This window comes from Bacillus cereus group sp. BfR-BA-01350 (assembly GCF_022663775.1).
GTDB classification, from domain to species: Bacteria; Bacillota; Bacilli; order Bacillales; family Bacillaceae_G; genus Bacillus_A; species Bacillus_A paranthracis.
Window position 1 is genome coordinate 16,825 of the sequence record NZ_JAKUGD010000001.1, and the last position, 21,241, is coordinate 38,065.

The following is a 21,241-nucleotide window of genomic DNA, read 5'->3' on the forward strand; positions in this document are numbered from 1 at the left end:
AACAATATGAAGAAAAATCGCTTATTATTTCGCGTTATCATTCTGCTCATTTTAAGCGGTGCTGTAGGATTTACACTTTATCAAGGATTCTTTGCTGATAAAGAGAAAATGCAAATTGGAAAAGAAGCGCCTAACTTTGTTGTGACGGATTTAGAAGGAAAGAAAATTGAACTAAAAGATTTAAAGGGAAAAGGTGTATTTTTAAATTTTTGGGGTACGTGGTGTAAACCTTGTGAGAAAGAAATGCCTTATATGAATGAACTATACCCAAAGTATAAAGAAAAAGGCGTTGAAATTATTGCGTTAGATGCAGATGAGACGGACATCGCAGTAAAGAATTTTGTGAACCAATACGGTTTGAAATTCCCAGTTGCCATTGATAAAGGACAAAAAATTATAGGAACATACGGAGTAGGACCATTACCAACAAGCTTCTTGATTGATAAAGATGGAAAAGTAGTGGAGCAAATTATAGGTGAACAAACGAAAGAACAGTTAGAAGGATATTTAAAGAAAATTACTCCGTAATAAAGAAAGCCTTTACATAAGAGGTGCGTGTCTATAGTGCCTCTGGTTTAAAAATTCTGAGTATTGCGGTAACTTGAGGTTAGAATATACAATAGTACATATAGATACAGGGGCGGTGAGAGTGTTGAAAGAAATTAAATGTGAATGTGGACATGTGAATCCGATAGGAACCGTTTTTTGTGAAGCTTGTGGGAAACCATTTGAAAGCAATGAAAATATAAAACTATTGGATATGCGCTATGAGGGGAGTGCTCGGAGATCTCTCACGCAAACAAAAACGATAGTCGATAAAATTTGGAGCTTTTTTTCTTCTGTAAAAGTGGGTGTATGGCTAATTGTAATCACTTTAGCGGCATCGGCGATAGGAACTATTTTTCCGCAAGAAATGTACATAACTCCAGGAATTGCACCAGCTGAATATTATAAACAAGAATATGGGTTTTTAGGACAATTATACTATCAATTAGGATTTAATAATTTATACGGTTCATGGTGGTATATGATTTTGATTGCTTCTATCGGTATTTCACTTGTGATATGTAGTTTAGACCGCGTTATTCCACTTTATAAAGCTTTAAAAAAACAAGGGGTTAAAAGACATCCTAGCTTTTTAAAGAGACAAAGATTATACGGCACTGGTGCACCGCAAGATGGTGACCTGGAAAGAGTGCAAAAGAATTTAAAGAAAGTGAACTATAATGTGAAAGTGGAAGACGGAAACATTTTAGCGGAAAAGGGACGTTTCTCACGTTGGGGTCCATATGTAAATCATATCGGTCTTATCATCTTTTTATTCGGTGCGATGCTTCGTTTTTTACCAAGTATGTACGTAGACGAAGCGCTTTGGTTACGTGATGGTGAAACGAAAGAAATACCAGGAACGGATGGGCAATACTATTTAAAAAATGAGAAGTTTATAAAGGAAGTTTATGATAAAAGTAAGGATAAAGAAGTTTTTGATGAAGCAATTGACCGTGTAGGCGATAAAATGATTGCGAAAAACTTCCAAACGAATGCCATATTGTATAAAGCAATAGGTGAAAATATAGCAGGAGAAAAACCGAAATTAGAAAAAGTAAAAGAAGCGGAAATTCGAGTGAATGAACCGTTGAAATTTGATCAATTTGCAGTGTATCAAGTGGATTACAAAGAAAGTGAATTTAAAAGTATGTCCTTTAACTTGCAAAATAAAGAAAATAATCAAAAATGGGGACCGATTAAAGTCGATTTAACGAATCCTATAGAAAAATATGATTTAGGAAATGGTTATTCTTTAGAACTATTAAACTATTTCCCAGATTTTTATTTTGATGAGAATGGAAGACCAAATACAAAAACGAAATTACCAAACAATCCAGCATTCGTATTTAAAATGTTTACACCTGAAACACCAGATGGTGAAGTGAGTTTTGTTGGTATACAGCAAAATATAGAAGCTGATGGGAATAACAAATATAAAATGTCCTTTGCAGGTGTGGAAATGCAAAATGCAACAGCACTTACTGTAAGGAAAGATTTAACGCTTTGGATTCTCGGTATTGGAGGATTTATATTTATGGTTGGTGTGATTCAAGGTATGTATTGGAATCATCGCCGTATTTGGATACAACGCGTTAATGATGAATGGTGGATTGCAGGACATACGAATAAAAATTGGTTCGGTTTAAAGAAAGATATTGAAAGAGTACTAGAAGGTACAGCAATTCCGCAACCAAATGATAAAGTAGTCGATAAAAAAATTAGTTAAGGTGGGGAAATGATATGGTGCAAATAAGTAGTAACTTTCTCTTTACCGCATTTATTTTATATTTAATTGCAACTCTATTTTTCGGGGGAGCAATTAAAGAAAAGGGTCATAAATGGGCAAATGTAGGAATAACGATTACAATTTTAGGGTTTATTGCACAAACAGTTTATTTTGTAACAAGGTGGATCGCATCAGGTCATGCGCCAGTAAGTAACTTTTTTGAATTTGGTACGTTTTTCGGTATGATGCTTGTAGGAGCATTTATTGTTATGTATTTTATGTACCGCGTAAGTATAATTGGGCTCTTTGCATTACCAGTTGCGCTTTTATTAATTGCCTACGCGAGTATGTTTCCGAGGGAAATATCACCGCTTATTCCATCTTTAAAAAGTAATTGGTTACATATTCACGTGACGACTGCAGCAGCAGGACAAGCAATCTTAGCGATTAGTTTTATTACGGGCGTTATGTATCTATTGAAAAATGTAGATCAATCAACGAGAAGCAAACGTACATTTTGGTTAGAAACGGTCGTGTTCACGCTTGTTTGTACAGTTGGGTTTATTGGAGTGACAACGGTATTTTCTAGTATGAAATATGAAGCGAAGTTTCAATGGGTTGATAAAAATGAACAACAAGTGGAAATGAAGTACAATCTTCCGGCTTTAGTAGCGCCGCATGAAGGGAAGTTGCTGACAGAAAATAAATTAGAGCCGACAGTTGAAGTTCCAGCGATTGTAAATGCGAAAAAATTAAATACTGTTATTTGGTCAGTGTTAGTTGGAACGTTACTGTATATCGTATTAAGGCTAATTTTACGTAAAAGAGTATCAGCGGCACTTCAGCCGTTAGTGAAAAATACGAACAGCGATTTGTTAGATGAAATTGGATATCGTTCTATTGCAATTGGATTCCCAGTTTTCACGTTAGGTGCATTAATTTTCGCCATGATTTGGGCTCAAATAGCATGGACACGCTTTTGGGGATGGGATCCGAAAGAGGTTTGGGCGCTTATTACTTGGCTCTTTTATGCTGCGGTATTACATTTACGTTTATCAAAAGGATGGCACGGAGAGAAGTCAGCGTGGTTAGCGGTAATTGGTTTTGCAATCATTATGTTTAACTTTATTGTAGTAAACTTAATTATCGCGGGTTTACATTCATACGCATAGAGAAATAAAATAGGAGAGTGTATGTCACTTTCCTATTTTATTTTTGTCAACTTTTCTTCTTTTTTGAGAAAAACATGACAAAGTAGCAGTTGATTTTGTAAAATGATGTCGAGGACATTATATACTGTTCAAAAAAAATACATAGTTTTGGAAAAAAATTGAACAAACTTTATTATTCTTGTGAAGCATAGTATGGAAAGTGAAACATTTAGAGGATTGCTTAAATAAACGAGAATAGCGCAACATAATAGTATAGAAGGGTAGGTGTGAACCGTTGTGGTAAAAGTACGCAACGGGTAGAAATGGAAAATGAATCAAGAATTTTAATTGTAGACGATGAGGATCGTATTCGTCGTTTGTTGAAAATGTATTTAGAAAGAGAACAATACACAATTGAAGAAGCAGACAATGGTGATACAGCTTTAGAAATGGCGTTGCAAAATGATTATGATTTAATCCTATTAGATCTTATGATGCCTGGTAAAGATGGTATTGAAGTATGTAAAGGGGTTCGTGAGAAGAAAGCAACGCCAATTATTATGTTGACAGCAAAAGGTGAAGAAGTAAATCGAGTACAAGGATTTGAGGTAGGAACTGATGATTATATTGTGAAACCATTTAGCCCACGTGAAGTAGTGCTTCGAGTGAAAGCGGTCTTACGCCGTTCTGTACCAACAACATTCTTTACACAAGATACAACGACAAAAGATGTTACTGTGTTCCCTCATTTAACAATTGATAATGATGCACACCGTGTTACAGCAGATGGGAATGAAGTGAATTTAACCCCGAAAGAGTACGAATTACTATTATTCTTAGCGAAAGCGCCTGATAAGGTATTTGATCGTGAGCAATTGTTAAAAGAAGTATGGCAATATGAATTCTTCGGAGATTTACGTACAGTTGATACGCATGTAAAGCGTTTACGTGAGAAGTTAAGCAAAAAATCACCAGATGCTGCGAAGATGATTGTTACCGTTTGGGGCGTAGGTTACAAGTTTGAGGTTGTGAACGACTGATGCTTTGGAGAAGTGTAGTAGGGAAGTTATGGATGACCATATTACTTCTCGTTTCGTTCGTGCTTGGATTTGTTGCGATTTTACTTTCACAGTTTTTTAGAACATATTATGTAGATATGAGTGAAGCTAGGCTTCAAAAAGTTGCAACAAGTGTTTCAGAGTTAATTGAAGAAGGTGCCGATGTAAAAACGATTGAGAATATCGCGTACAAATTCTCTGACCCACTTTCAAGGATCATTATTGTAGAAGATGGTAAAGAAATATCTTCTTCACCGAAACAAGAAGGATTAGTCACTCTTACAATGGATGATTTGAAAGAAGATAAAGAATTAGCGGCTGTTTTTACAGACAAAAAAGAAATTAAAAATAACATTAGAAAAGCCTCTAATAGTAGAAAGAATAAAAATACTGAAAATGATATTATGATTGTCGGAAAACCAGTGCAGTCAAAAAATGAAAGTGCAGTGTTTGTATACGAATCTTTACAAGTACCGATACAAGGTATGGAAAGAACGACTGATTTTATATTCTTATCAGCAGGGATTGCGATTATATTAACAACTTTCTTTGCATTCTTCTTATCTACTCGAATTACAGCGCCACTTCGTAAAATGCGTGAGGTTGCTTTTGAGGTGTCGCGTGGGAAGTTTGATGCGAAAGCTCCTATGGTATCTCAGGACGAGATTGGTGAGCTTGCAACAGCCTTAAATCAAATGGGGAAACAGTTGAAGTTTAATATGAATGCCCTGCAGCAAGAGAAAGAGCAGTTAGCTAGTATTTTAAGTAGTATGGCAGATGGGGTTATTACATTAAATCAAGAGGGTGAAGTCGTTGTAATCAATCCGCCGGCTGAACATTTCTTACAAGTTTGGCAAGAAGAAAAAGAGATAGAGCTCAGTAAAAAACTACCTTCTGAACTTGTTGAACTATTCCATCTCGTTGTAGAAAGCGAACAACAACAAGTGGTTGAAATTAATTTACAAAAAGGTAACTATGTAGTTCTTATGACGCCGCTTTACAATCAAACGAAAATTCGCGGGGCTGTAGCTGTATTGCGTGATATGACGGAAGAACGCCGTCTTGAGAAGATGCGTCAAGACTTTATTGCGAACGTATCACATGAACTTCGTACACCGATGGTCATGCTTCAAGGGTATAGTGAAGCAATTTTAGATGATATTGTACAAACGAAAGAAGAAATTAATGAGTTTGTTCAAATCATTTATGATGAATCCGTTCGTTTAGGTAAACTTGTAAATGAATTATTAGATTTAGCGCGCATGGAAAGTGGTAATGTAGAGTTACATATAGGTGAAGTTGATATTCATCCTTTTGTTGAAAAAATAGGTCGTAAATTCCAAGGGATTGCGAAGGATAAAGAAGTCGCGTTAACAGTTGATTTCAAAGATCAAATTGAGCAGTACCCGTTTGATGCAGATCGTATGGAACAAGTATTGACGAATTTAATTGATAACGCAATACGTCATACGAACGCAGGCGGACATGTAACGCTTGTAATTGATACGAAAAATAATGGTCTTATTTTTGAAGTGCAAGATTCAGGCGCCGGTATTCCAGAAGAAGATATTCCATTTTTATTTGATCGTTTCTATAAAGCTGATAAAGCAAGAACACGTGGAAAAAAAGGTGGAACAGGACTCGGGCTTGCGATTGCAAAAAATATTGTGCAAGGCCATGATGGGAAAATTGCTGTTTCAAGTGTTGTTGGAGAGGGAACTACATTCTCTGTCTATTTACCGAATCGTATAATTTAGATATTTGTTTTTAAAGTTGATAATGAATAAAGTTCTACTGTTTTTTATTTTTTTGTAAAATCAATTAAATAAATAATAGTAGAACTTTTTTTCTAACTTAGTCGAATGAAGAATAATGAGAGGGGTGTCGTAAAGCGATGAAATTATATACAAAAACAGGAGATAAAGGAACAACAAGTGTAATAGGTGGCAGAGTGGATAAAGATAATATCCGAGTGGAAGCATATGGCACGATAGATGAGGCGAATTCTCATATTGGATATGCGATGACGAAACTACAAGGCGGGGTTTTCGGAGATATTTACAATGAACTTGAAACGATTCAACATGAACTATTTGATTGCGGGGGAGACTTGGCGATAGTAGGTGAGAAAATTCCTTATAAAGTAAAAATTGAAATGGTCGAAAACTTAGAAAGTAGGATTGATTCGTATATAGAAGAAGCACCGCCGCTAGAACGTTTTATTTTACCAGGTGGAAGCGAGTCGGCAGCTGCTATTCATATTGCACGTACAGTTGTAAGGCGAGCAGAACGATGTATCGTGTCCCTGCAAAAAGAAGGAGAAATAAATGAAGTTGTTCTAAAGTATGTCAATAGATTATCTGACTATTTATTTGCAGTAGCTAGAGTAATAAACGCTCGATTACAAGTAAAAGATGTAGAGTATAATCGCAGTGCAATCGTTTTTCGTGATAAGAAAGAGAAGGAAGTGGAGTGATTCACTTTCTTTTTTTGTATACTTTTTTCTGTAATATACCAAAATAGAGAAGGTATGGTCGTAATTAGAAAACGGAGGATGTATATGAAAGCTTTAAAATACGGCGTCATGTTATTGACAGTACTGTTTTTATCTCAATTACATGTGTACGCAGAGGGAAATCAATGGGCATGGCCTGTTGAAGGACAGATAAGTGATTATTTTGGGACAAGGCACGGAAAACACTACGGTATAGATATAGCGGCACCGATCGGCACGCCTGTGTCAGCTATTCAAGAAGGGAAGGTAACAAAGTCTTATTATTCAAGTAGTTATGGAAACGTTATATTTATTAAACATGGAGAATATGAGGCTGTGTATGCACATTTAAATAAGAGATATGTAGTTCAAGGGGATTATATTTCAAAGGGAGAAATAATTGGAGAAGTAGGAAATACAGGAGAATCCCGAGGTGCACACTTACATTTAGAAGTTCATCAAGGAAAATGGACGATGGCAAAAAAGAATGCGATGAATCCATTGCTTGTTTTACATGAACAAAGAAATGAAACAGTTTCTTCATCGTTATACGTTGTCCAAAAAGGTGATACTCTAGTTAGCATTGCACGGAAATTTAGAATGTCCGTTAAGGAAATTCAAGAAAAAAATGGGTTGCAACAAGAGCTCATTTATCCAAATCAACAATTATATGTAAAGTAAAAAAAGAGCTAGTTACTAGCTCTTTTTTACCAAAAAATAAAGACACATATAAATCCAGAAATAGCTAAGTAGCTATATAAGTAAAATACTTTCGCTCTTGTTTTTTCGTTTGTTCGAAATAGTACAATAGTCGGTTCAATTAAACCAATTGTCAAACAAAGTAAACCAAGAAGCATACAACCGATTGAAATAGAGTACAGGGCGATTTGTGGTCCTTGAAATGGAATCATCCATTTTAATAAAAATGCAATGAGTGCAGTATAGCAAATGCTGCCGATGTATTTATTCAATGGTGCATTAGAACGGAAACCAGGAAGCTTTTTTAAGAAAGAGCGGGAAACAACTTCAGTTTGTAAAGATGTATGCTCTTCGATTATTTTTTGAGCTTCTTTTCCTTTTTGGAAAAGGGATAATATCCAGTTTCGCTCACCTTGGAAAATAAATTGTGAAGTTGTCAAATAATGATCAACCTTCACTTTATTCCAATTCTTCCATGGATGGCGCTCACATAATTTTAATTTACTTTCTGTCTTTTTATCATACTGATAAATACTGATGCCATCTTCATCGAAAGCAGCATAGTATGTCTCACTTGAGAATGTGCCTAAATCAATTGGACAGTAGAAAAGTAATTCTTTTTTTAAGTAAAAGTATTCTTTCCTTAAGTTTTTTTTCATTGTTTCTCGAATAGAGTGTCTCTTTTCTTTCTTCATGACATTTCCTCCATAATCCAGAAAATGTTCTTATCTTAACAATTCAACATCTTATCACTTTTAATTATATATGACTAGGGGATTCATAGGAGAAATGCCGAATACTAAAAAATATGGGGTGTATTGTAAAATATAATGTATGATTTTGGTTATGTAAAATTAATAACTTATTTTTAATAAGTTACACTTTTTTTGTTCACAATACGATCATGTTGTTGTATAATGAAGTGGAAAATAGAATATCGGTCTATCTTCGGGGCAGGGTGAAAATCCCGACCGGCGGTGATGAACTATATGTGATTTTGTTCTAAGCCCGCGAGCCGTTAAGGCAGGATTTGGTGTGATTCCAAAGCCGACAGTACAGTCTGGATGGGAGAAGATGGAGGTTCAAGCGTTCAAAAAAGATAAGTATTTGAACGTCTGTTTGATGTGCCTTAAATTCTCCCTTTGTGTAAAACACAAAGGGTTTTTTCGTTCTATGAAAAAGTAGGCATAGCAGAACCTTTCCACTTTCCATGAGATGATCGATGGAAAAGGAGAGAGAAAGATGAAACAAAAAAACAGTGTAGTGCAGATGGTGAGTGTAGCGATGCTAAGTAGTATTGCATATTTACTGATGATGTTGGATTTCCCATTCCCAGGGCTTCCGCCATTTTTAAAAATTGATTTTAGTGATGTACCAGCTCTAATTGCTGCAATTATTTTCGGACCAGTTGCAGGGATAATTGTAGAAGCGATAAAGAATATTTTACATTACGGGATTCAAGGGAGTTTAACGGGAGTACCAGTTGGAGAAATTGCTAACTTTATTGCAGGATGTTTATTTATTGGACCAGCAGCTTTCTTATTTAGGAAGTATCGTACTGTTAAGAGTTTAACGACAGGATTAATGCTAGGGACAATTACAATGGCTCTTATTATGAGCGTATTAAATTACATCATCATATTCCCAGCTTACACTTGGTTTTTAAATTCACCAGCTATGTCTAGCGAAGCGATAAAAACAACGGTTGTAACGGCAATCTTACCATTTAATTTGATTAAAGGAATTGTTGTGACAATTGTATTTGTAGCGTTATTCTCACGCCTGAAAGTATGGGTGTTTGCAAAAATGAAAAATGCATAAAATATAAAATAAAACCATTAGTAGTATGTAACTACTAATGGTTTTTTAATAAGGAGAATGAAAATAGAAAACAAAAAATACCCCTCAAAGGAATGAGGGGTATTTTTTGAAGTTAATAAAAGACTATTCGAATTTTAAAGCATCGCCGTCGAATGATTCGTCAGCAACTTTAATTGAGTCAGTTGGACAACCTTCGAATGCATCCATCATATCTTCAAGTAATACATCTGGAATTTCAACGATACCTTGGTTATCGTCTAATGTTACGAATGCAATACCTTCATCATCATAGTCATAAATGTCTGGTGCAGCAGCGCCACAAGCACCACATGCGATACAAGTATCTTTATCAACGATTGTATATTTTGCCATCTTTTTTCCCTCCTGATAATATGTATGTGAAAAGCTCGCCATAAAAATTATAACCTTATTGTAAAACGGTTTTTAAAACTTTTCAACATAAAATTATAATGATAATCCTTATCAATTAGAGTGTCAACTAATTTCTGCATTATGTCATAAGATTTTCAAAATACGTAAATGTTATTTCGTTTGGTACAATAGAATATATACAAGTACATATTGCCAATATGATAAGTTTAATGAGTAACTAAGTTAGATTGAAAGGTGGAAGCGGTAATGCAACTACAATATACTGTATTGTATTGTTTAAAACAATTGAATGGTGAAAGGACCGTTTCTTCTATTTATTATTTATTAAAGGGAAAACGTTCTTCGCAAACGTTACAAGATGGAAATATGTTCCGAATTTCTTTTTTGTTTGGAATATATAAATCGCTAAATAGAGCTGAATATGATCGTGAAGTTGCAAAGTTGTTGCAAGCAGATTTGATTCAAGAGATACATGAAAATACATATTTGTTAACACCTAAAGGTAAAATGCAGTTACATACATGGGAGGAAGGGTATGCTTTTCCAGCGCATTTACATGGTTTGCACTATGGTGAATTAGGTGAAACATTTTGGAAAAGATTATCCTTAATTATTCAAACTATATCTAATTTACAACAGAATAATACGAAGTTTATTCCTATTCAACAAGATACAGAAATAATGGTTTGGGTGAAACGCTTTTTAACAGGTATGCCGTATAGGCGTAGTGAATTGGCAAAAGGATTATGGAAAGAAATATATACTCTTTTAAGGAAATGTGATGTGGTAGAAGCAACGATTGTAACATATAGATTAACAGGATATGAACGTATCGGTTGTACATTGCAGCAGTTAGCAGAAATTACGAGACGAGATGTTTTCAGGGTGTACTTTTTATTTTGGGGTACAATTCATTTCCTTATACAAGAAGTTCGCGATTATGAAAATGAATTTCCGTTATTATCTGAGATTATCTCTTATCCAAATGAGAGAGCTGAATTATTTAGTTTATCAACGAAAAAAACATATAATTTTTGGAGGCAAGGGCGCTCATTAGAAGAAATAGCGACAATTAGAAATCTAAAGGTTGCAACGATAGAAGATCATTTTGTTGAAATTGCTTTGCGAGAAAGAGATTTTTCAATTGAAATGTTTATGGAAAAAGACAAAATAGATAAAGTAACAGAAGTAATTGATGCATTACAAACACGTAAGCTGCGTGAGTTGAAACAAGCGGTTGGAGAGGATATCTCTTATTTTGAAGTTCGTCTTGTATTGGCGCGGATGGAGGGTATAAATGAAACTTGAGGAATATTTATATAGGTGGTTTGGATATTCTGAATTTCGTCCAGGTCAAAAAGGAGTCATTACAGATTTATTGGAAGGAAAAGATGTTATAGCGATGCTTCCGACCGGAAGAGGGAAGTCTATGTGCTATCAACTTCCAGGGCTTATGCAAGAAGGGACAGTACTTGTTGTATCACCATTATTATCTTTGATGGAAGATCAGGTTACACAATTAAAATATGTTGTGAAAAACCGAGTGATAGCATTTAATAGTTTTCGGACATTACAGGAAAAAAGAGAAGCGATGAAAAGATTAGCTTCTTATAAATTTATTTTTGTATCACCAGAGATGTTGCAGTCGGAATTGTTAATAAGAGAATTGAAGAAAGTTCATATTTCATTATTTGTTGTGGATGAAGCTCATTGTATTTCGCAATGGGGTTATGATTTTAGACCAGATTATAAAAAACTAAATGTAGTTATTAAGAATATCGGGTCTCCTACGGTGCTAGCATTAACTGCAACAGCGACGAAAGATGTACTCCGAGATATAGCAGAGAGTTTGAATTTGGAGAATGTGACGCAGCATGTATACTCTATTGATCGTCCAAATATAGCAATGGAAGTACAATTTGTAGAGACGATAGAAGAGAAGAAAGAGGCGCTTTTGGACCAGGTGATGTATTTACAAGGGCCGGGGATTGTATATTGTTCAAGCAGAGCGTGGACAGAACGTTTAACGGAATATTTAAGAGGAAAAGGCGTTACTGGTGTCGCTTTCTATCATGGTGGTATGGAACATGAAGAGCGTATGTTAATTCAACAGCAGTTTATGAATGACCAATTGCAGCTTGTAATATGTACAAGTGCTTTTGGTATGGGAGTAAATAAATCGAACACGAGATATATTATTCATTTTCACTATCCGACTAATATAGCTTCTTATTTACAAGAAATCGGAAGAGCTGGAAGAGATGGTGAACCAAGTATAGCTATTTTACTATGCAGTCCGTTAGATCACGATTTACCAATTTCAATAATTGAAGATGAATTGCCAAGCCAGTCGCAAATACAATTTTTATTTTCTTTACTACAGGAAAGAATGTTTCAAACGAAAGAATTACCAATAGAAGAGGTAGAAGAAATTTGTTATAATGCAGCAAGATTTAATGAACAATATTGGCGTTTCATCCGCTATCATCTTGAACAGCTTGGAATCATACAACAACGAAAACTAATATTAGAGAGCTTGTCAGATGAAATTATGAACAGATTAATAGCTGAAGTAGAAATCAGGTTACGTAATAAATATAGTGAGCTAGAAAACATGAAATCATGGATACAAGTGAAAGGATGTAGACGTGAATATTTATTGCAACAGTTCGGTTACAGAAAAGAGGGCGAGTTAAAGAATTGCTGCGACTATTGTCATATTACAAAAACAGATTATAAAAAAAGACAAGCGCAACAATCGGATTTCGACTATAATTGGGAAACAGAGTTACAAAAGCTTTTCGGTCTAGAAAAGATGGGGGAATGATGAACATTCAAAGGCATAATATTGAAGATATGAGTCCGAAAGAAATAAGGCTGAATCTGTATATCACACAGTTCATTATTATTGGTATCGGTTGTTTACTAGCATATATACTATTCCGAGATATCAAATCGGTGTATAGTCTGTGGAAATGGGAACCGGTGTCTATACTTATAATAGGTGGCTTGTTAGCAATTGGTATTGTGTTATTAGATTATGTTGCAATGCGGGTGTTTCCAGAGTCTTGGTTTGATGATGGTGGTATTAACGATAGGATGTTTCAAGGGATGTCAGTTATGCATCTACTCGTTATTACGTTCATTATCGGCTTTGCAGAAGAATTTTTATTTAGAGGTGTAGTGCAGACGCACTTTGGAATTGTAATAGCGAGTTTTGTATTTGCAGTGTTACATATTCGGTATATAAAAAAGCCATTTTTGTTTTGTTTCGTCTGTTTCATTAGTTTTGTCTTTGGTTACGTATTTGAATGGACAGGAAATTTGTTTATAACAATCTTTGCACACTTTCTTGTTGATTTTATAATGGGACTCCAATTAAGAAAATAAATGGAAGGTGGTGGTGAACAACATGAGGAAACGAATTCCTGATTTTGAAGAGGAATTAGAAGTTGAGCGAGTGGAAGAAAAAGAAGGTTTACCGCCGCGTAGTGAAATTCATAGAAATAAAGAAAAAAAACAAAAGTTTAAAATGAATCATATTTTCGTTCGAGTTTTAACATTTCTATTCATATTACTACCAATTAGCATCTTATGGTATACAGATAAATATATTCAGGTGAAAAGTGATAGTAATAACGCTGGAAAAAGTGCATTTGAGGTTATTTTTTTTGATTCAGCTAAATCTGGGTCCGAGGCATCATCTGAGAAAGTCGTCACGCATACGGTGAAAGAGGGAGAAACTTTAGAAAGTATAGCGAAGCAATATTTTTCAGATGAAACTGGGATCGAAGTGATTAAAAAGTATAATGATTTAAAAAAAGATGAAGTGAATGTAGGTCAAGAATTAAAAATTCCGATAAAAGATAAGTCCACAAAGCGAGAAAGTTAGTAAAATACTTACTATAAAAACTGAGGATTATCTTTATGAGGAGGGGAGTAAAAATATATGATATGGATTATCTTATTAAGTACTCTCGTTTGTATTGGTATTATAATGCTTCTTGTAATGTATACAGAAGCAATGCGTAATACGGTGCTAGAACATACTTTAATATTTGAAGAATTTCCGAAAAGTTTTCAAAAAGTAAATGTATTTTTTATATCTGATATTCATAGAAGGGTCATTTCGAATTCGTTAATTGAACAAGTAAAAGGAAGAGTTGATCTTGTAATTATTGGTGGTGATTTAGCGGAAAAAGGTGTCCCTTTATCGAAAATCTCTGCAAATATACAAAAGCTAAGAGCGATAGCTCCTGTATATTTTGTATGGGGAAATAATGATTATGAAATTGAATATCATGAATTAGATGCTTTGTTATTAGAAAATAATGTGAAAGTTTTAGATAATACAAGAGTTGTATTTGAGTCTGAATTAGGAGAGAAAATTTGTTTGCTCGGTGTAGATGATGTTGGTTTGGAACGTGATCGTTTAGATTTAGCGTTGGCTGATTGTAAAGAAGATGGTTTTCGTATATTAATTAGCCACAACCCTGATATAATAAATAAAATGTCTGGAAAAGAACAAATTTCACTTGTGCTAAGTGGACATACACATGGAGGGCAGATTCGATTATTCCCATCTAAAAAATATTTAAAAGGTGGCGTATATAAGCATTCAAATATAACTCTTTTTGTTAGTAATGGGTATGGAACAACGTTGATTCCACTTCGCTTCCGAGCACCTGCTCAAACACATATTATTACGTTATGCGGAGGGAAATGATGCCAACTCTAAACGGAAAATATAACATAAAAGCTGTTTCAAAAATAATTGGAGTTCAACCAAGTACGCTTCGTGCATGGGAAAGAAGATATCAAATGATTGCCCCAAAGCGGAATCATGCGGGGCATCGATTATATACAGAAGAGCATATTCAAATTTTGAAATGGTTAATGGACAAGGTTTCTTCCGGCATGATGATTGGACAAGCAGTTCAATTATTAGAAGGGAATCGTTTGCAGAATAGTGTTCAAAATGAAATACATTACGATAGAGAAGTTGTTTTAGTGGACGATTTACTACAAGCTTTGTTAAAATTTGATGAAATTACAACTTCTGCATTGTTAAACGAGGCTTTTAGTATTTATGCAACAGAAAAAGTTATCGCAAGTATTGTTCTTCAAGTGTCAAATAAATTGTTAACGTTAAAAAATAATAATGAAGTTACAATGGTGCAATTCCAATATGTCGTATCATTTTTACAAACGCGTCTAGGGATGGTATATCATAATGCATCATCGTTTTCTTCTATACACAAAGTTGTTGTGTTAGAAAGTAATATGTTGAAAGGGTTTGTTTTCTCAACGTATTTACGATTAAAAGGATATGAGGTGATATATATTAGGGCAAGCTTAGCGGAAGATAGTATTACGTTAGCTGTTGAGCAAATAAGACCTAAATATGTAGTAATCTCTTTTGATGACGGACGAGAACTGAAGAACGCAACGAGCTACTTGAGTTTGTTGCAAGAAAAAAGTGAAAACCTTTCTGTTGGGGTTATAGGAGAAATAGGTGCTGGAGATCAGTTGAACATTCAAACAAGCCTAATTGGTGATACGAAAGAAGAATGGGATGATTGGTTAAAAATGTTAGAATAGTTGTTCGAAAAGAACCATCTATTTTCTATTTCATATAATAAAAATTATATTCATTGGTTGCGTAGGGAGGGTATGAGATGAGGCTGGAACGATTAAATTACAATAAGATAAAAATTTTCTTAACATTTGATGATTTATCTGAACGAGGATTAACGAAAGAAGATTTGTGGAGAAATGCACCGAAAGTACAGCAATTATTTCGTGATATGATGCAAGAAGCAAATAAAGAATTGGGATTTGAAGCGGATGGCCCGATTGCAGTTGAAGTATTTTCTCTACAAGCGCAAGGAATGGTCGTAATTGTAACGAAAGAACATCAAGAAGCGGATACAGATGATGAGTTCCGTGACGAATTTATTGAAATGCAAGTGACTCTAGATGAAAGCGAGCATATCCTTTATGAGTTTGCTACACTAGATGACGTAATTAACCTGTCGAATCGTTTATATAACCTTGATGTAACTGGCGGAAAATTATATACGTGGGATGGGCGTTTCTATCTTTGGATGGAAGAAGAGGAGCAAATACAATTACTGAAGGCAGATTTTATAGCTATTTTAGCGGAATATGGTAATCCGTCTACAGCAACTATTTATCGTCTAATGGAGTATGGTAAAGAATTAATGGCTTCTCAAGCAATTGAACAAATACACAATTACTTTGTGAAAAAACAAAACCTTAGCTAATATAACATAGCTAAGGTTTTGTTTTTTATTTTACTTAAATGTATCTTTTTAAAGTGCTGTGTTTAAGTGAAATAAAAAATATTTAAATATTTAAGTATTTTACTTTTCTAAAAGCAATAAAAGGACTATAATAATAGCGAAAACGCTTGCAAAAGAAAATACTTTGTATATATTTGTTAGCGTTTTCTATTGCATTCCAAATTTAACGGTGTATACTAGGCAATGAAGGTTTACTAAACAAGTGAAATTACAGGGGGTTTACTTACTATGGTAGCCGAAAAGGGAACTCAAACAAAAACACAACAACAAAGGGAACAACATTTTGAACTATTGAATTCAACACAAATTGTTATTAGTGAAGCGTTAGAAAAATTGGGTTATCCAAACGAAGTATATGAATTATTAAAAGAGCCAATTCGTATGATGACAGTGAAAATACCAGTTCGTATGGATGACGGGACTGTTAAAATATTTACAGGATATCGTGCGCAACATAATGATGCTGTTGGTCCAACGAAAGGTGGAATTCGCTTCCATCCGAATGTAACAGAAAATGAAGTGAAAGCACTTTCAATTTGGATGAGTTTAAAATGTGGTATTGTTGATTTACCATATGGCGGAGGTAAAGGTGGAATTATCTGTGACCCGCGTGAAATGTCATTCCGTGAGTTAGAAAGATTAAGCCGCGGTTATGTACGAGCAATTAGCCAAATCGTAGGACCGACGAAAGATATTCCAGCTCCAGATGTATTCACAAACTCTCAAATTATGGCATGGATGATGGATGAGTATAGCCGTATTGACGAATTTAATTCACCAGGATTTATTACAGGTAAGCCACTTGTATTAGGTGGATCACATGGACGTGAAACAGCAACAGCGAAAGGTGTTACAATTTGTATTCGCGAAGCTGCAAAAAAACGCGACATTGATATTAAAGGTGCACGCGTTGTTGTTCAAGGATTCGGTAATGCTGGTAGCTTCTTAGCTAAATTTATGCATGATGCAGGTGCGAAAGTTATTGCGATCTCAGATGCTTACGGCGCATTACATGATCCAAACGGATTAGATATTGATTATTTATTAGACCGTCGTGATAGCTTCGGTACAGTAACAAAACTATTTAATAATACAATTTCAAACAAAGAATTGTTAGAACTTGATTGCGACATTTTAGTTCCAGCTGCAATTGAGAACCAAATTACAGAAGAAAATGCTAATGATATTAAAGCAAAAATCGTTGTTGAAGCTGCAAATGGTCCAACAACATTAGAAGCAACTAAAATTTTAACAGATCGCGGAATTTTACTTGTTCCAGACGTATTAGCAAGTGCTGGTGGGGTAACAGTATCTTACTTTGAGTGGGTACAAAATAACCAAGGTTACTACTGGACTGAAGAAGAAGTAGAACAACGTTTAGAAAAAGTAATGGTAAGATCGTTTGATTCTATTTATGAAACAGCACAAGTTCGTAAAGTGAACATGCGTTTAGCGGCGTATATGGTCGGTGTTCGTAAAATGGCTGAAGCAAGTCGCTTTAGAGGTTGGGTATAATATTATATTGTGAGAAAACGTGATTCCTTTCGAGGGGATCACGTTTTTTTGTTGAAGTATTAGAGTGAGGTGTTGTGTATGGAAAATAAAATGATGGAACGAGTAGAACAATTAGAAGAAAAGGTTAAGAGGTTAGAGGGAGAACTTGCAAGAACGACGAAAGCCAAAAAGACAAGTATTGTTCGGGTGTTCGGGGAAGGGCTACTGTTTTTAATATTTGGTGCGGTTGTAGTAGGGCCAATTATCGCCTTTGTAATCACGATTCTTACTGGATTTGCCGAAAAATAAAATAAAAACAAAAAGAACGCTTGTTCTATACGAACAAACGTGCTATAATCTCCTTAGATAAACAAAACGGAAATGATTTTAAGGAGAGATAAATGATGAAAATGACAGTAGACCAAAGATTTATGATGCCAGCGGATGTTGTAGAACGAGTGGAAGTGTTAAGAAACAAACAAAGTAAGCGCGGCACATTATTACAATCAGTAAATAAATTTTTCGGTTTAGATACGAAAGAAGATTGTGTTTGGTTTTACGGTTTTTATGGAGTTGCTGTAAGTATTTTATTATTTATGGTGTTCACATCAAATATTTTCGATTTTCTCTTCGCGTAAGAAATATGCTATAAGGACATTGCTACCGAATACATATATAAAGAAGTAAGGTAATCTTCTGAAGCGGGAGTTGGTAGTAATGGCGATGTTTCCTATAGAGCGTAACTATATTGGATATGGAAGTTCACGACCGGGTATTCCTCTTTCTAAAGTAAGGTTTATTGTAAGCCATGATACGGGGAATCCTGGTAGCAATGCGATTGGGAATCGGGATTATTTTAATGAAATACAGCCGAAAGCTTCGGCACATACATTTATAGATGATAAAACAATATTGGAAATTATTCCTATAAATGAAGTTGCCTACCATGTTCGATATGGTGTGCCGACAGATAATGACTTATATGGGTATGATGCTAATAAGGCTGCCATTGGAGTGGAGCTTTGTTATGGTGGTGATGTTAACTTTTGGGAAGCATATACCCGTTTTACGTGGTATCATGCGTATTTATGTCAAAACTTCGGCTTGAATCCGAAAAAAGATATCGTATCACATAAAACACTTGACCCAGCTAGAAAGATTGATCCTGAAAATGTATTAGGGAAACAAGGTATTAAATTTCAGCAGTTTTTAGCAGATGTCTATCGGATGTACGTTTCGTTTAGATGACAAATATATGAAAAATGAATACAATAAAGATAGGTGCCTACTGCTGTAAGTAGGTTTTTTCTTGTTTTTATAAATAGTGTATTGGTAGAAGACTAGGAGTGAACCGAGTATGCAGAAAGAAACAGCTATTATAATTGGAGGCGGTCCGTGCGGATTAGCAGCAGCAATTTCGTTGCAAAAGGTAGGGATAAATCCGTTAGTAATTGAAAAAGGAAACATTGTAAATGCGATTTATAATTATCCAACTCATCAAACATTTTTCTCCTCTAGTGAAAAATTAGAAATTGGTGATGTAGCTTTTATTACAGAAAATCGTAAGCCTGTTCGAAATCAAGCGCTTGCGTATTATCGTGAAGTAGTAAAGCGTAAATCTGTACGTGTAAATGCTTTTGAACGAGTGGAGAAAGTTCAAAAAGATGGAGAAGTTTTTCAGGTTGAAACGACAAAGCGTGATGGAAGTAAAGAAATATATATAGCGAAATATATTGTTGTAGCAACTGGATATTATGACAATCCAAATTATATGAACGTTCCAGGTGAAGAATTGAAGAAGGTAGCTCACTATTTTAAAGAAGGACATCCTTATTTTGATCGAGATGTAGTAGTTATAGGTGGGAAAAACTCGAGTGTAGATGCCGCGTTAGAGCTTGTTAAAGCTGGTGCGCGTGTAACGGTATTATATCGCGGAAGTGAGTATTCACCAAGCATAAAACCGTGGATTTTGCCAGAGTTTGAGGCGTTAGTCCGAAATGGTACAATTCACATGCATTTCGGGGCTCATGTGAAAGAAATTACTGAACATACATTAACGTATACGGTTGATGGCGAGACAACTACAATCCAAAATGATTTTGTATTTGCGATGACTGGTTATCATCCAGATCATAGCTTCTTAACAAAGATGGGTGTTCGGATTGATGAAGCGACAGGACGTCCAATTTATGCAGAGGATACGATGGAAACGAACGCTGCAAATATTTTCATTGCAGGTGTAATTGCCGCTGGAAATAATGCAAATGAAATATTTATTGAGAACGGTCGATTTCATGGAGATGCAATTGCGCAAACCATCGCAACAAGAGAAATGTAAAAAGAAGCTGTCGAAATAAACTTCGACAGCTTCTTTTTTTAATCATGCATAAACATGTTTTGGATTGTTTCATGAGAAGTTGTATTCTCTAATGCAACTAATAATTTAATACGTGCTTTTTGAGCGTTTAAACCGTATGTGAATACAATACCCATATCTTTTAATTGCTTGCCGCCACCTTCATATGAATATACATCTTGAACGATGCCGTTGAAACAGCGAGAAACTAATACGACGGGAATTCCTTTGTTTATTAATCGTTCTAGACTAGGAAGTGTTCTTGGAGGTAAATTACCTTGTCCAAGTGCTTCAATAACAATCCCGTCTACTGGAAGATTTTCAATTGCTGCTAACAATGTATCGTCCATACCAGCGTACGCTTTTAGAACGACTACATTTTTAGAAATTTTATTTACTGAATATGTTTCGTGATGTACTAAAGCATGGTGGAATACAACGCCGCGCTTTGTTACCATACCAATTGGTCCATACTGTGGACTTTGGAATGTTGCTACATTGCTTGTATGTGTTTTCGTTACGTTTGTAGCGCAATGAATTTCGTCGTTTAATACGACTAAAACACCTTTTTCTGCGGCTTCACTACTGCTAGCGACTTTTACAGCTGATAAGAAGTTATATAGACCATCAGCACCTAATTCATTGCTAGATCGCATTGCACCTGTTACAACGATCGGAATAGTTGCTTGTACTGTTAAATCTAAGAAATAGGCTGTTTCTTCTAATGTATCCGTACCATGCGTAATGACTACGCCATGAATGTTGTCTTGTTTTACTCTTTCATCAATGATGACTTGTAATTGTAACATTTCGCTTGGTGTCATATGAGGAGATGGTAGATGGAACACATCTTCAACGATTAAATCAACATCGCCTTCTAAATCAGGAATGAATTTTAAAAGAGGATTTTTTTCACCTGGTTGTACGACCCCAGTTTCTTTATCTTCCTCCATTGCAATTGTTCCACCTGTGTGTAAAACTAGGATTCTTTTCAATGCTTATACCCCTTTCAAGTAAAAAATACATTTAGAACATAACATGTTTTGAGTAAATTCGACAATGGAAATGTATAAAAGTATGCCTCGAAAATGACAATAAAATGAACTGCTATATGTACGATGTATAAAATAACAAAATGAAATGTAAAAATATAGTATAAGAGGGAGCAATTACG

General features: G+C 35.0%; 23 protein-coding genes and 1 riboswitch. Of the genes, 20 read left to right on the plus strand and 3 right to left on the minus strand.

The genetic code is table 11. The features are described 5' to 3' along the window. Positions 1 to 6: 6 nt before the first annotated feature. From resA to MR147_RS00115, 7 genes are all read left to right on the plus strand, one after another. Positions 7 to 528 carry a thiol-disulfide oxidoreductase ResA gene (gene resA, locus MR147_RS00085; RefSeq protein ID WP_000742206.1) on the plus strand — a complete coding sequence of 174 codons (522 nt, stop codon included), beginning with the start codon at positions 7 to 9 and terminating at the stop codon, positions 526 to 528. A 121-nt stretch (positions 529 to 649) separates the two neighbouring features. Next, the gene (resB, locus tag MR147_RS00090) at positions 650 to 2,275 is read left to right on the plus strand and encodes a cytochrome c biogenesis protein ResB (protein WP_000910533.1); all 1,626 of its coding nucleotides are present in this window, start codon (positions 650 to 652) and stop codon (positions 2,273 to 2,275) included. Positions 2,276 to 2,289: 14 nt separating this feature from the next. Continuing rightward, on the plus strand, positions 2,290 to 3,447 hold the full coding sequence (gene resC / locus MR147_RS00095; RefSeq protein WP_074609553.1) for a cytochrome c biogenesis protein ResC: 1,158 nt from the start codon (positions 2,290 to 2,292) through the stop codon (positions 3,445 to 3,447). Between the two features lie 302 nt (positions 3,448 to 3,749). Next, complete coding sequence (gene resD / locus MR147_RS00100) at positions 3,750 to 4,466, plus strand: DNA-binding response regulator ResD (protein WP_000426862.1); 717 nt, start codon at positions 3,750 to 3,752, stop codon at positions 4,464 to 4,466. Further along, complete coding sequence (resE, locus tag MR147_RS00105; RefSeq protein WP_074609551.1) at positions 4,466 to 6,241, plus strand: sensor histidine kinase ResE; 1,776 nt, start codon at positions 4,466 to 4,468, stop codon at positions 6,239 to 6,241. Before resD ends, resE begins: the two co-directional genes overlap by 1 nt. Positions 6,242 to 6,378: 137 nt before the next feature. After that, positions 6,379 to 6,960 (plus strand): cob(I)yrinic acid a,c-diamide adenosyltransferase, encoded by a 582-nt coding sequence (locus MR147_RS00110; RefSeq protein WP_074609549.1) that lies wholly within the window; start codon positions 6,379 to 6,381, stop codon positions 6,958 to 6,960. Between the two features lie 84 nt (positions 6,961 to 7,044). Continuing rightward, entirely contained in the window at positions 7,045 to 7,659 is a 615-nt protein-coding gene (locus MR147_RS00115) for a peptidoglycan DD-metalloendopeptidase family protein (protein ID WP_000645701.1), read from the plus strand. A gap of 26 nt (positions 7,660 to 7,685) precedes the next feature. Here MR147_RS00115 and MR147_RS00120 read toward each other — a convergent pair whose 3' ends face one another. Beyond that, a complete protein-coding gene (locus tag MR147_RS00120) occupies positions 7,686 to 8,372 on the minus strand; it encodes a hypothetical protein (RefSeq protein ID WP_074609547.1) in 687 nt (228 codons plus the stop codon). 245 nt (positions 8,373 to 8,617) lie between these two features. Further along, positions 8,618 to 8,757: riboswitch (FMN riboswitch) on the plus strand. Positions 8,758 to 8,919: 162 nt separating this feature from the next. Here MR147_RS00120 and MR147_RS00125 point away from each other — a divergent pair. Then, positions 8,920 to 9,498, plus strand: coding sequence for an ECF transporter S component (locus MR147_RS00125; RefSeq protein WP_000810850.1), 579 nt, complete (start codon positions 8,920 to 8,922; stop codon positions 9,496 to 9,498). A gap of 123 nt (positions 9,499 to 9,621) precedes the next feature. On the opposite strand, the gene MR147_RS00130 is transcribed toward MR147_RS00125, so the two are convergent. Then, a complete protein-coding gene (locus MR147_RS00130) occupies positions 9,622 to 9,870 on the minus strand; it encodes a ferredoxin (RefSeq protein WP_001151996.1) in 249 nt (82 codons plus the stop codon). Positions 9,871 to 10,137: 267 nt separating this feature from the next. Here MR147_RS00130 and MR147_RS00135 point away from each other — a divergent pair, with 267 nt between their 5' ends. The 12 genes from MR147_RS00135 (at position 10,138) to MR147_RS00190 (ending at position 20,049) form a co-directional block, all read left to right on the plus strand. Further along, positions 10,138 to 11,199, plus strand: coding sequence for a YpbB family protein (locus MR147_RS00135; protein WP_001176993.1), 1,062 nt, complete (start codon positions 10,138 to 10,140; stop codon positions 11,197 to 11,199). After that, complete coding sequence (locus MR147_RS00140; RefSeq protein WP_071730640.1) at positions 11,189 to 12,718, plus strand: RecQ family ATP-dependent DNA helicase; 1,530 nt, start codon at positions 11,189 to 11,191, stop codon at positions 12,716 to 12,718. The genes MR147_RS00135 and MR147_RS00140 overlap by 11 nt, the downstream gene beginning before the upstream one ends. Next, on the plus strand, positions 12,718 to 13,281 hold the full coding sequence (locus MR147_RS00145; protein WP_001025765.1) for a CPBP family intramembrane glutamic endopeptidase: 564 nt from the start codon (positions 12,718 to 12,720) through the stop codon (positions 13,279 to 13,281). The genes MR147_RS00140 and MR147_RS00145 overlap by 1 nt, the downstream gene beginning before the upstream one ends. A 22-nt stretch (positions 13,282 to 13,303) precedes the next feature. Beyond that, positions 13,304 to 13,783: a LysM peptidoglycan-binding domain-containing protein gene (locus MR147_RS00150; RefSeq protein ID WP_074609545.1), complete on the plus strand. Its 480-nt coding sequence runs from the start codon at positions 13,304 to 13,306 to the stop codon at positions 13,781 to 13,783. Between the two features lie 57 nt (positions 13,784 to 13,840). Continuing rightward, positions 13,841 to 14,617: a metallophosphoesterase gene (locus tag MR147_RS00155; RefSeq protein ID WP_000637818.1), complete on the plus strand. Its 777-nt coding sequence runs from the start codon at positions 13,841 to 13,843 to the stop codon at positions 14,615 to 14,617. After that, the gene (locus MR147_RS00160; protein WP_139302866.1) at positions 14,617 to 15,492 is read left to right on the plus strand and encodes a MerR family transcriptional regulator; all 876 of its coding nucleotides are present in this window, start codon (positions 14,617 to 14,619) and stop codon (positions 15,490 to 15,492) included. The genes MR147_RS00155 and MR147_RS00160 overlap by 1 nt, the downstream gene beginning before the upstream one ends. Before the next feature lie 77 nt (positions 15,493 to 15,569). Continuing rightward, positions 15,570 to 16,178 carry a genetic competence negative regulator gene (locus tag MR147_RS00165; protein WP_001235392.1) on the plus strand — a complete coding sequence of 203 codons (609 nt, stop codon included), beginning with the start codon at positions 15,570 to 15,572 and terminating at the stop codon, positions 16,176 to 16,178. Between the two features lie 267 nt (positions 16,179 to 16,445). Next, complete coding sequence (gene gudB, locus MR147_RS00170; protein WP_000225170.1) at positions 16,446 to 17,732, plus strand: NAD-specific glutamate dehydrogenase; 1,287 nt, start codon at positions 16,446 to 16,448, stop codon at positions 17,730 to 17,732. Between the two features lie 78 nt (positions 17,733 to 17,810). After that, a complete protein-coding gene (locus MR147_RS00175) occupies positions 17,811 to 18,020 on the plus strand; it encodes a hypothetical protein (RefSeq protein ID WP_000428478.1) in 210 nt (69 codons plus the stop codon). Positions 18,021 to 18,112: 92 nt separating this feature from the next. Beyond that, positions 18,113 to 18,349 (plus strand): DUF3961 domain-containing protein, encoded by a 237-nt coding sequence (locus MR147_RS00180; RefSeq protein ID WP_001983018.1) that lies wholly within the window; start codon positions 18,113 to 18,115, stop codon positions 18,347 to 18,349. Positions 18,350 to 18,428: 79 nt separating this feature from the next. Beyond that, the gene (locus MR147_RS00185) at positions 18,429 to 18,959 is read left to right on the plus strand and encodes a peptidoglycan recognition protein family protein (RefSeq protein ID WP_001240643.1); all 531 of its coding nucleotides are present in this window, start codon (positions 18,429 to 18,431) and stop codon (positions 18,957 to 18,959) included. Positions 18,960 to 19,068: 109 nt separating this feature from the next. Beyond that, a complete protein-coding gene (locus MR147_RS00190) occupies positions 19,069 to 20,049 on the plus strand; it encodes a YpdA family putative bacillithiol disulfide reductase (protein WP_001168490.1) in 981 nt (326 codons plus the stop codon). 38 nt (positions 20,050 to 20,087) lie between these two features. Here MR147_RS00190 and ansA read toward each other — a convergent pair whose 3' ends face one another. After that, on the minus strand, positions 20,088 to 21,062 hold the full coding sequence (ansA, locus tag MR147_RS00195) for an asparaginase (protein ID WP_000822018.1): 975 nt from the start codon (positions 21,060 to 21,062) through the stop codon (positions 20,088 to 20,090). Positions 21,063 to 21,241 lie beyond the last annotated feature (179 nt).

Coding starts and splice junctions, on each gene's coding strand:
- resA (WP_000742206.1), top strand. CDS start 7: ATGAAGAAAAATCGCTTATTATTTCGCGTTATCATTCTGCTCATTTTA.
- resC (WP_074609553.1), top strand. CDS start 2,290: ATGGTGCAAATAAGTAGTAACTTTCTCTTTACCGCATTTATTTTATAT.
- resD (WP_000426862.1), top strand. CDS start 3,750: ATGGAAAATGAATCAAGAATTTTAATTGTAGACGATGAGGATCGTATT.
- resE (WP_074609551.1), top strand. CDS start 4,466: ATGCTTTGGAGAAGTGTAGTAGGGAAGTTATGGATGACCATATTACTT.
- MR147_RS00110 (WP_074609549.1), top strand. CDS start 6,379: ATGAAATTATATACAAAAACAGGAGATAAAGGAACAACAAGTGTAATA.
- MR147_RS00115 (WP_000645701.1), top strand. CDS start 7,045: ATGAAAGCTTTAAAATACGGCGTCATGTTATTGACAGTACTGTTTTTA.
- MR147_RS00120 (WP_074609547.1), bottom strand. CDS start 8,372: ATGAAGAAAGAAAAGAGACACTCTATTCGAGAAACAATGAAAAAAAAC.
- MR147_RS00125 (WP_000810850.1), top strand. CDS start 8,920: ATGAAACAAAAAAACAGTGTAGTGCAGATGGTGAGTGTAGCGATGCTA.
- MR147_RS00130 (WP_001151996.1), bottom strand. CDS start 9,870: ATGGCAAAATATACAATCGTTGATAAAGATACTTGTATCGCATGTGGT.
- MR147_RS00135 (WP_001176993.1), top strand. CDS start 10,138: ATGCAACTACAATATACTGTATTGTATTGTTTAAAACAATTGAATGGT.
- MR147_RS00140 (WP_071730640.1), top strand. CDS start 11,189: ATGAAACTTGAGGAATATTTATATAGGTGGTTTGGATATTCTGAATTT.
- MR147_RS00145 (WP_001025765.1), top strand. CDS start 12,718: ATGAACATTCAAAGGCATAATATTGAAGATATGAGTCCGAAAGAAATA.
- MR147_RS00150 (WP_074609545.1), top strand. CDS start 13,304: ATGAGGAAACGAATTCCTGATTTTGAAGAGGAATTAGAAGTTGAGCGA.
- MR147_RS00155 (WP_000637818.1), top strand. CDS start 13,841: ATGATATGGATTATCTTATTAAGTACTCTCGTTTGTATTGGTATTATA.
- MR147_RS00160 (WP_139302866.1), top strand. CDS start 14,617: ATGCCAACTCTAAACGGAAAATATAACATAAAAGCTGTTTCAAAAATA.
- MR147_RS00165 (WP_001235392.1), top strand. CDS start 15,570: ATGAGGCTGGAACGATTAAATTACAATAAGATAAAAATTTTCTTAACA.
- gudB (WP_000225170.1), top strand. CDS start 16,446: ATGGTAGCCGAAAAGGGAACTCAAACAAAAACACAACAACAAAGGGAA.
- MR147_RS00175 (WP_000428478.1), top strand. CDS start 17,811: ATGGAAAATAAAATGATGGAACGAGTAGAACAATTAGAAGAAAAGGTT.
- MR147_RS00180 (WP_001983018.1), top strand. CDS start 18,113: ATGATGAAAATGACAGTAGACCAAAGATTTATGATGCCAGCGGATGTT.
- MR147_RS00185 (WP_001240643.1), top strand. CDS start 18,429: ATGGCGATGTTTCCTATAGAGCGTAACTATATTGGATATGGAAGTTCA.
- MR147_RS00190 (WP_001168490.1), top strand. CDS start 19,069: ATGCAGAAAGAAACAGCTATTATAATTGGAGGCGGTCCGTGCGGATTA.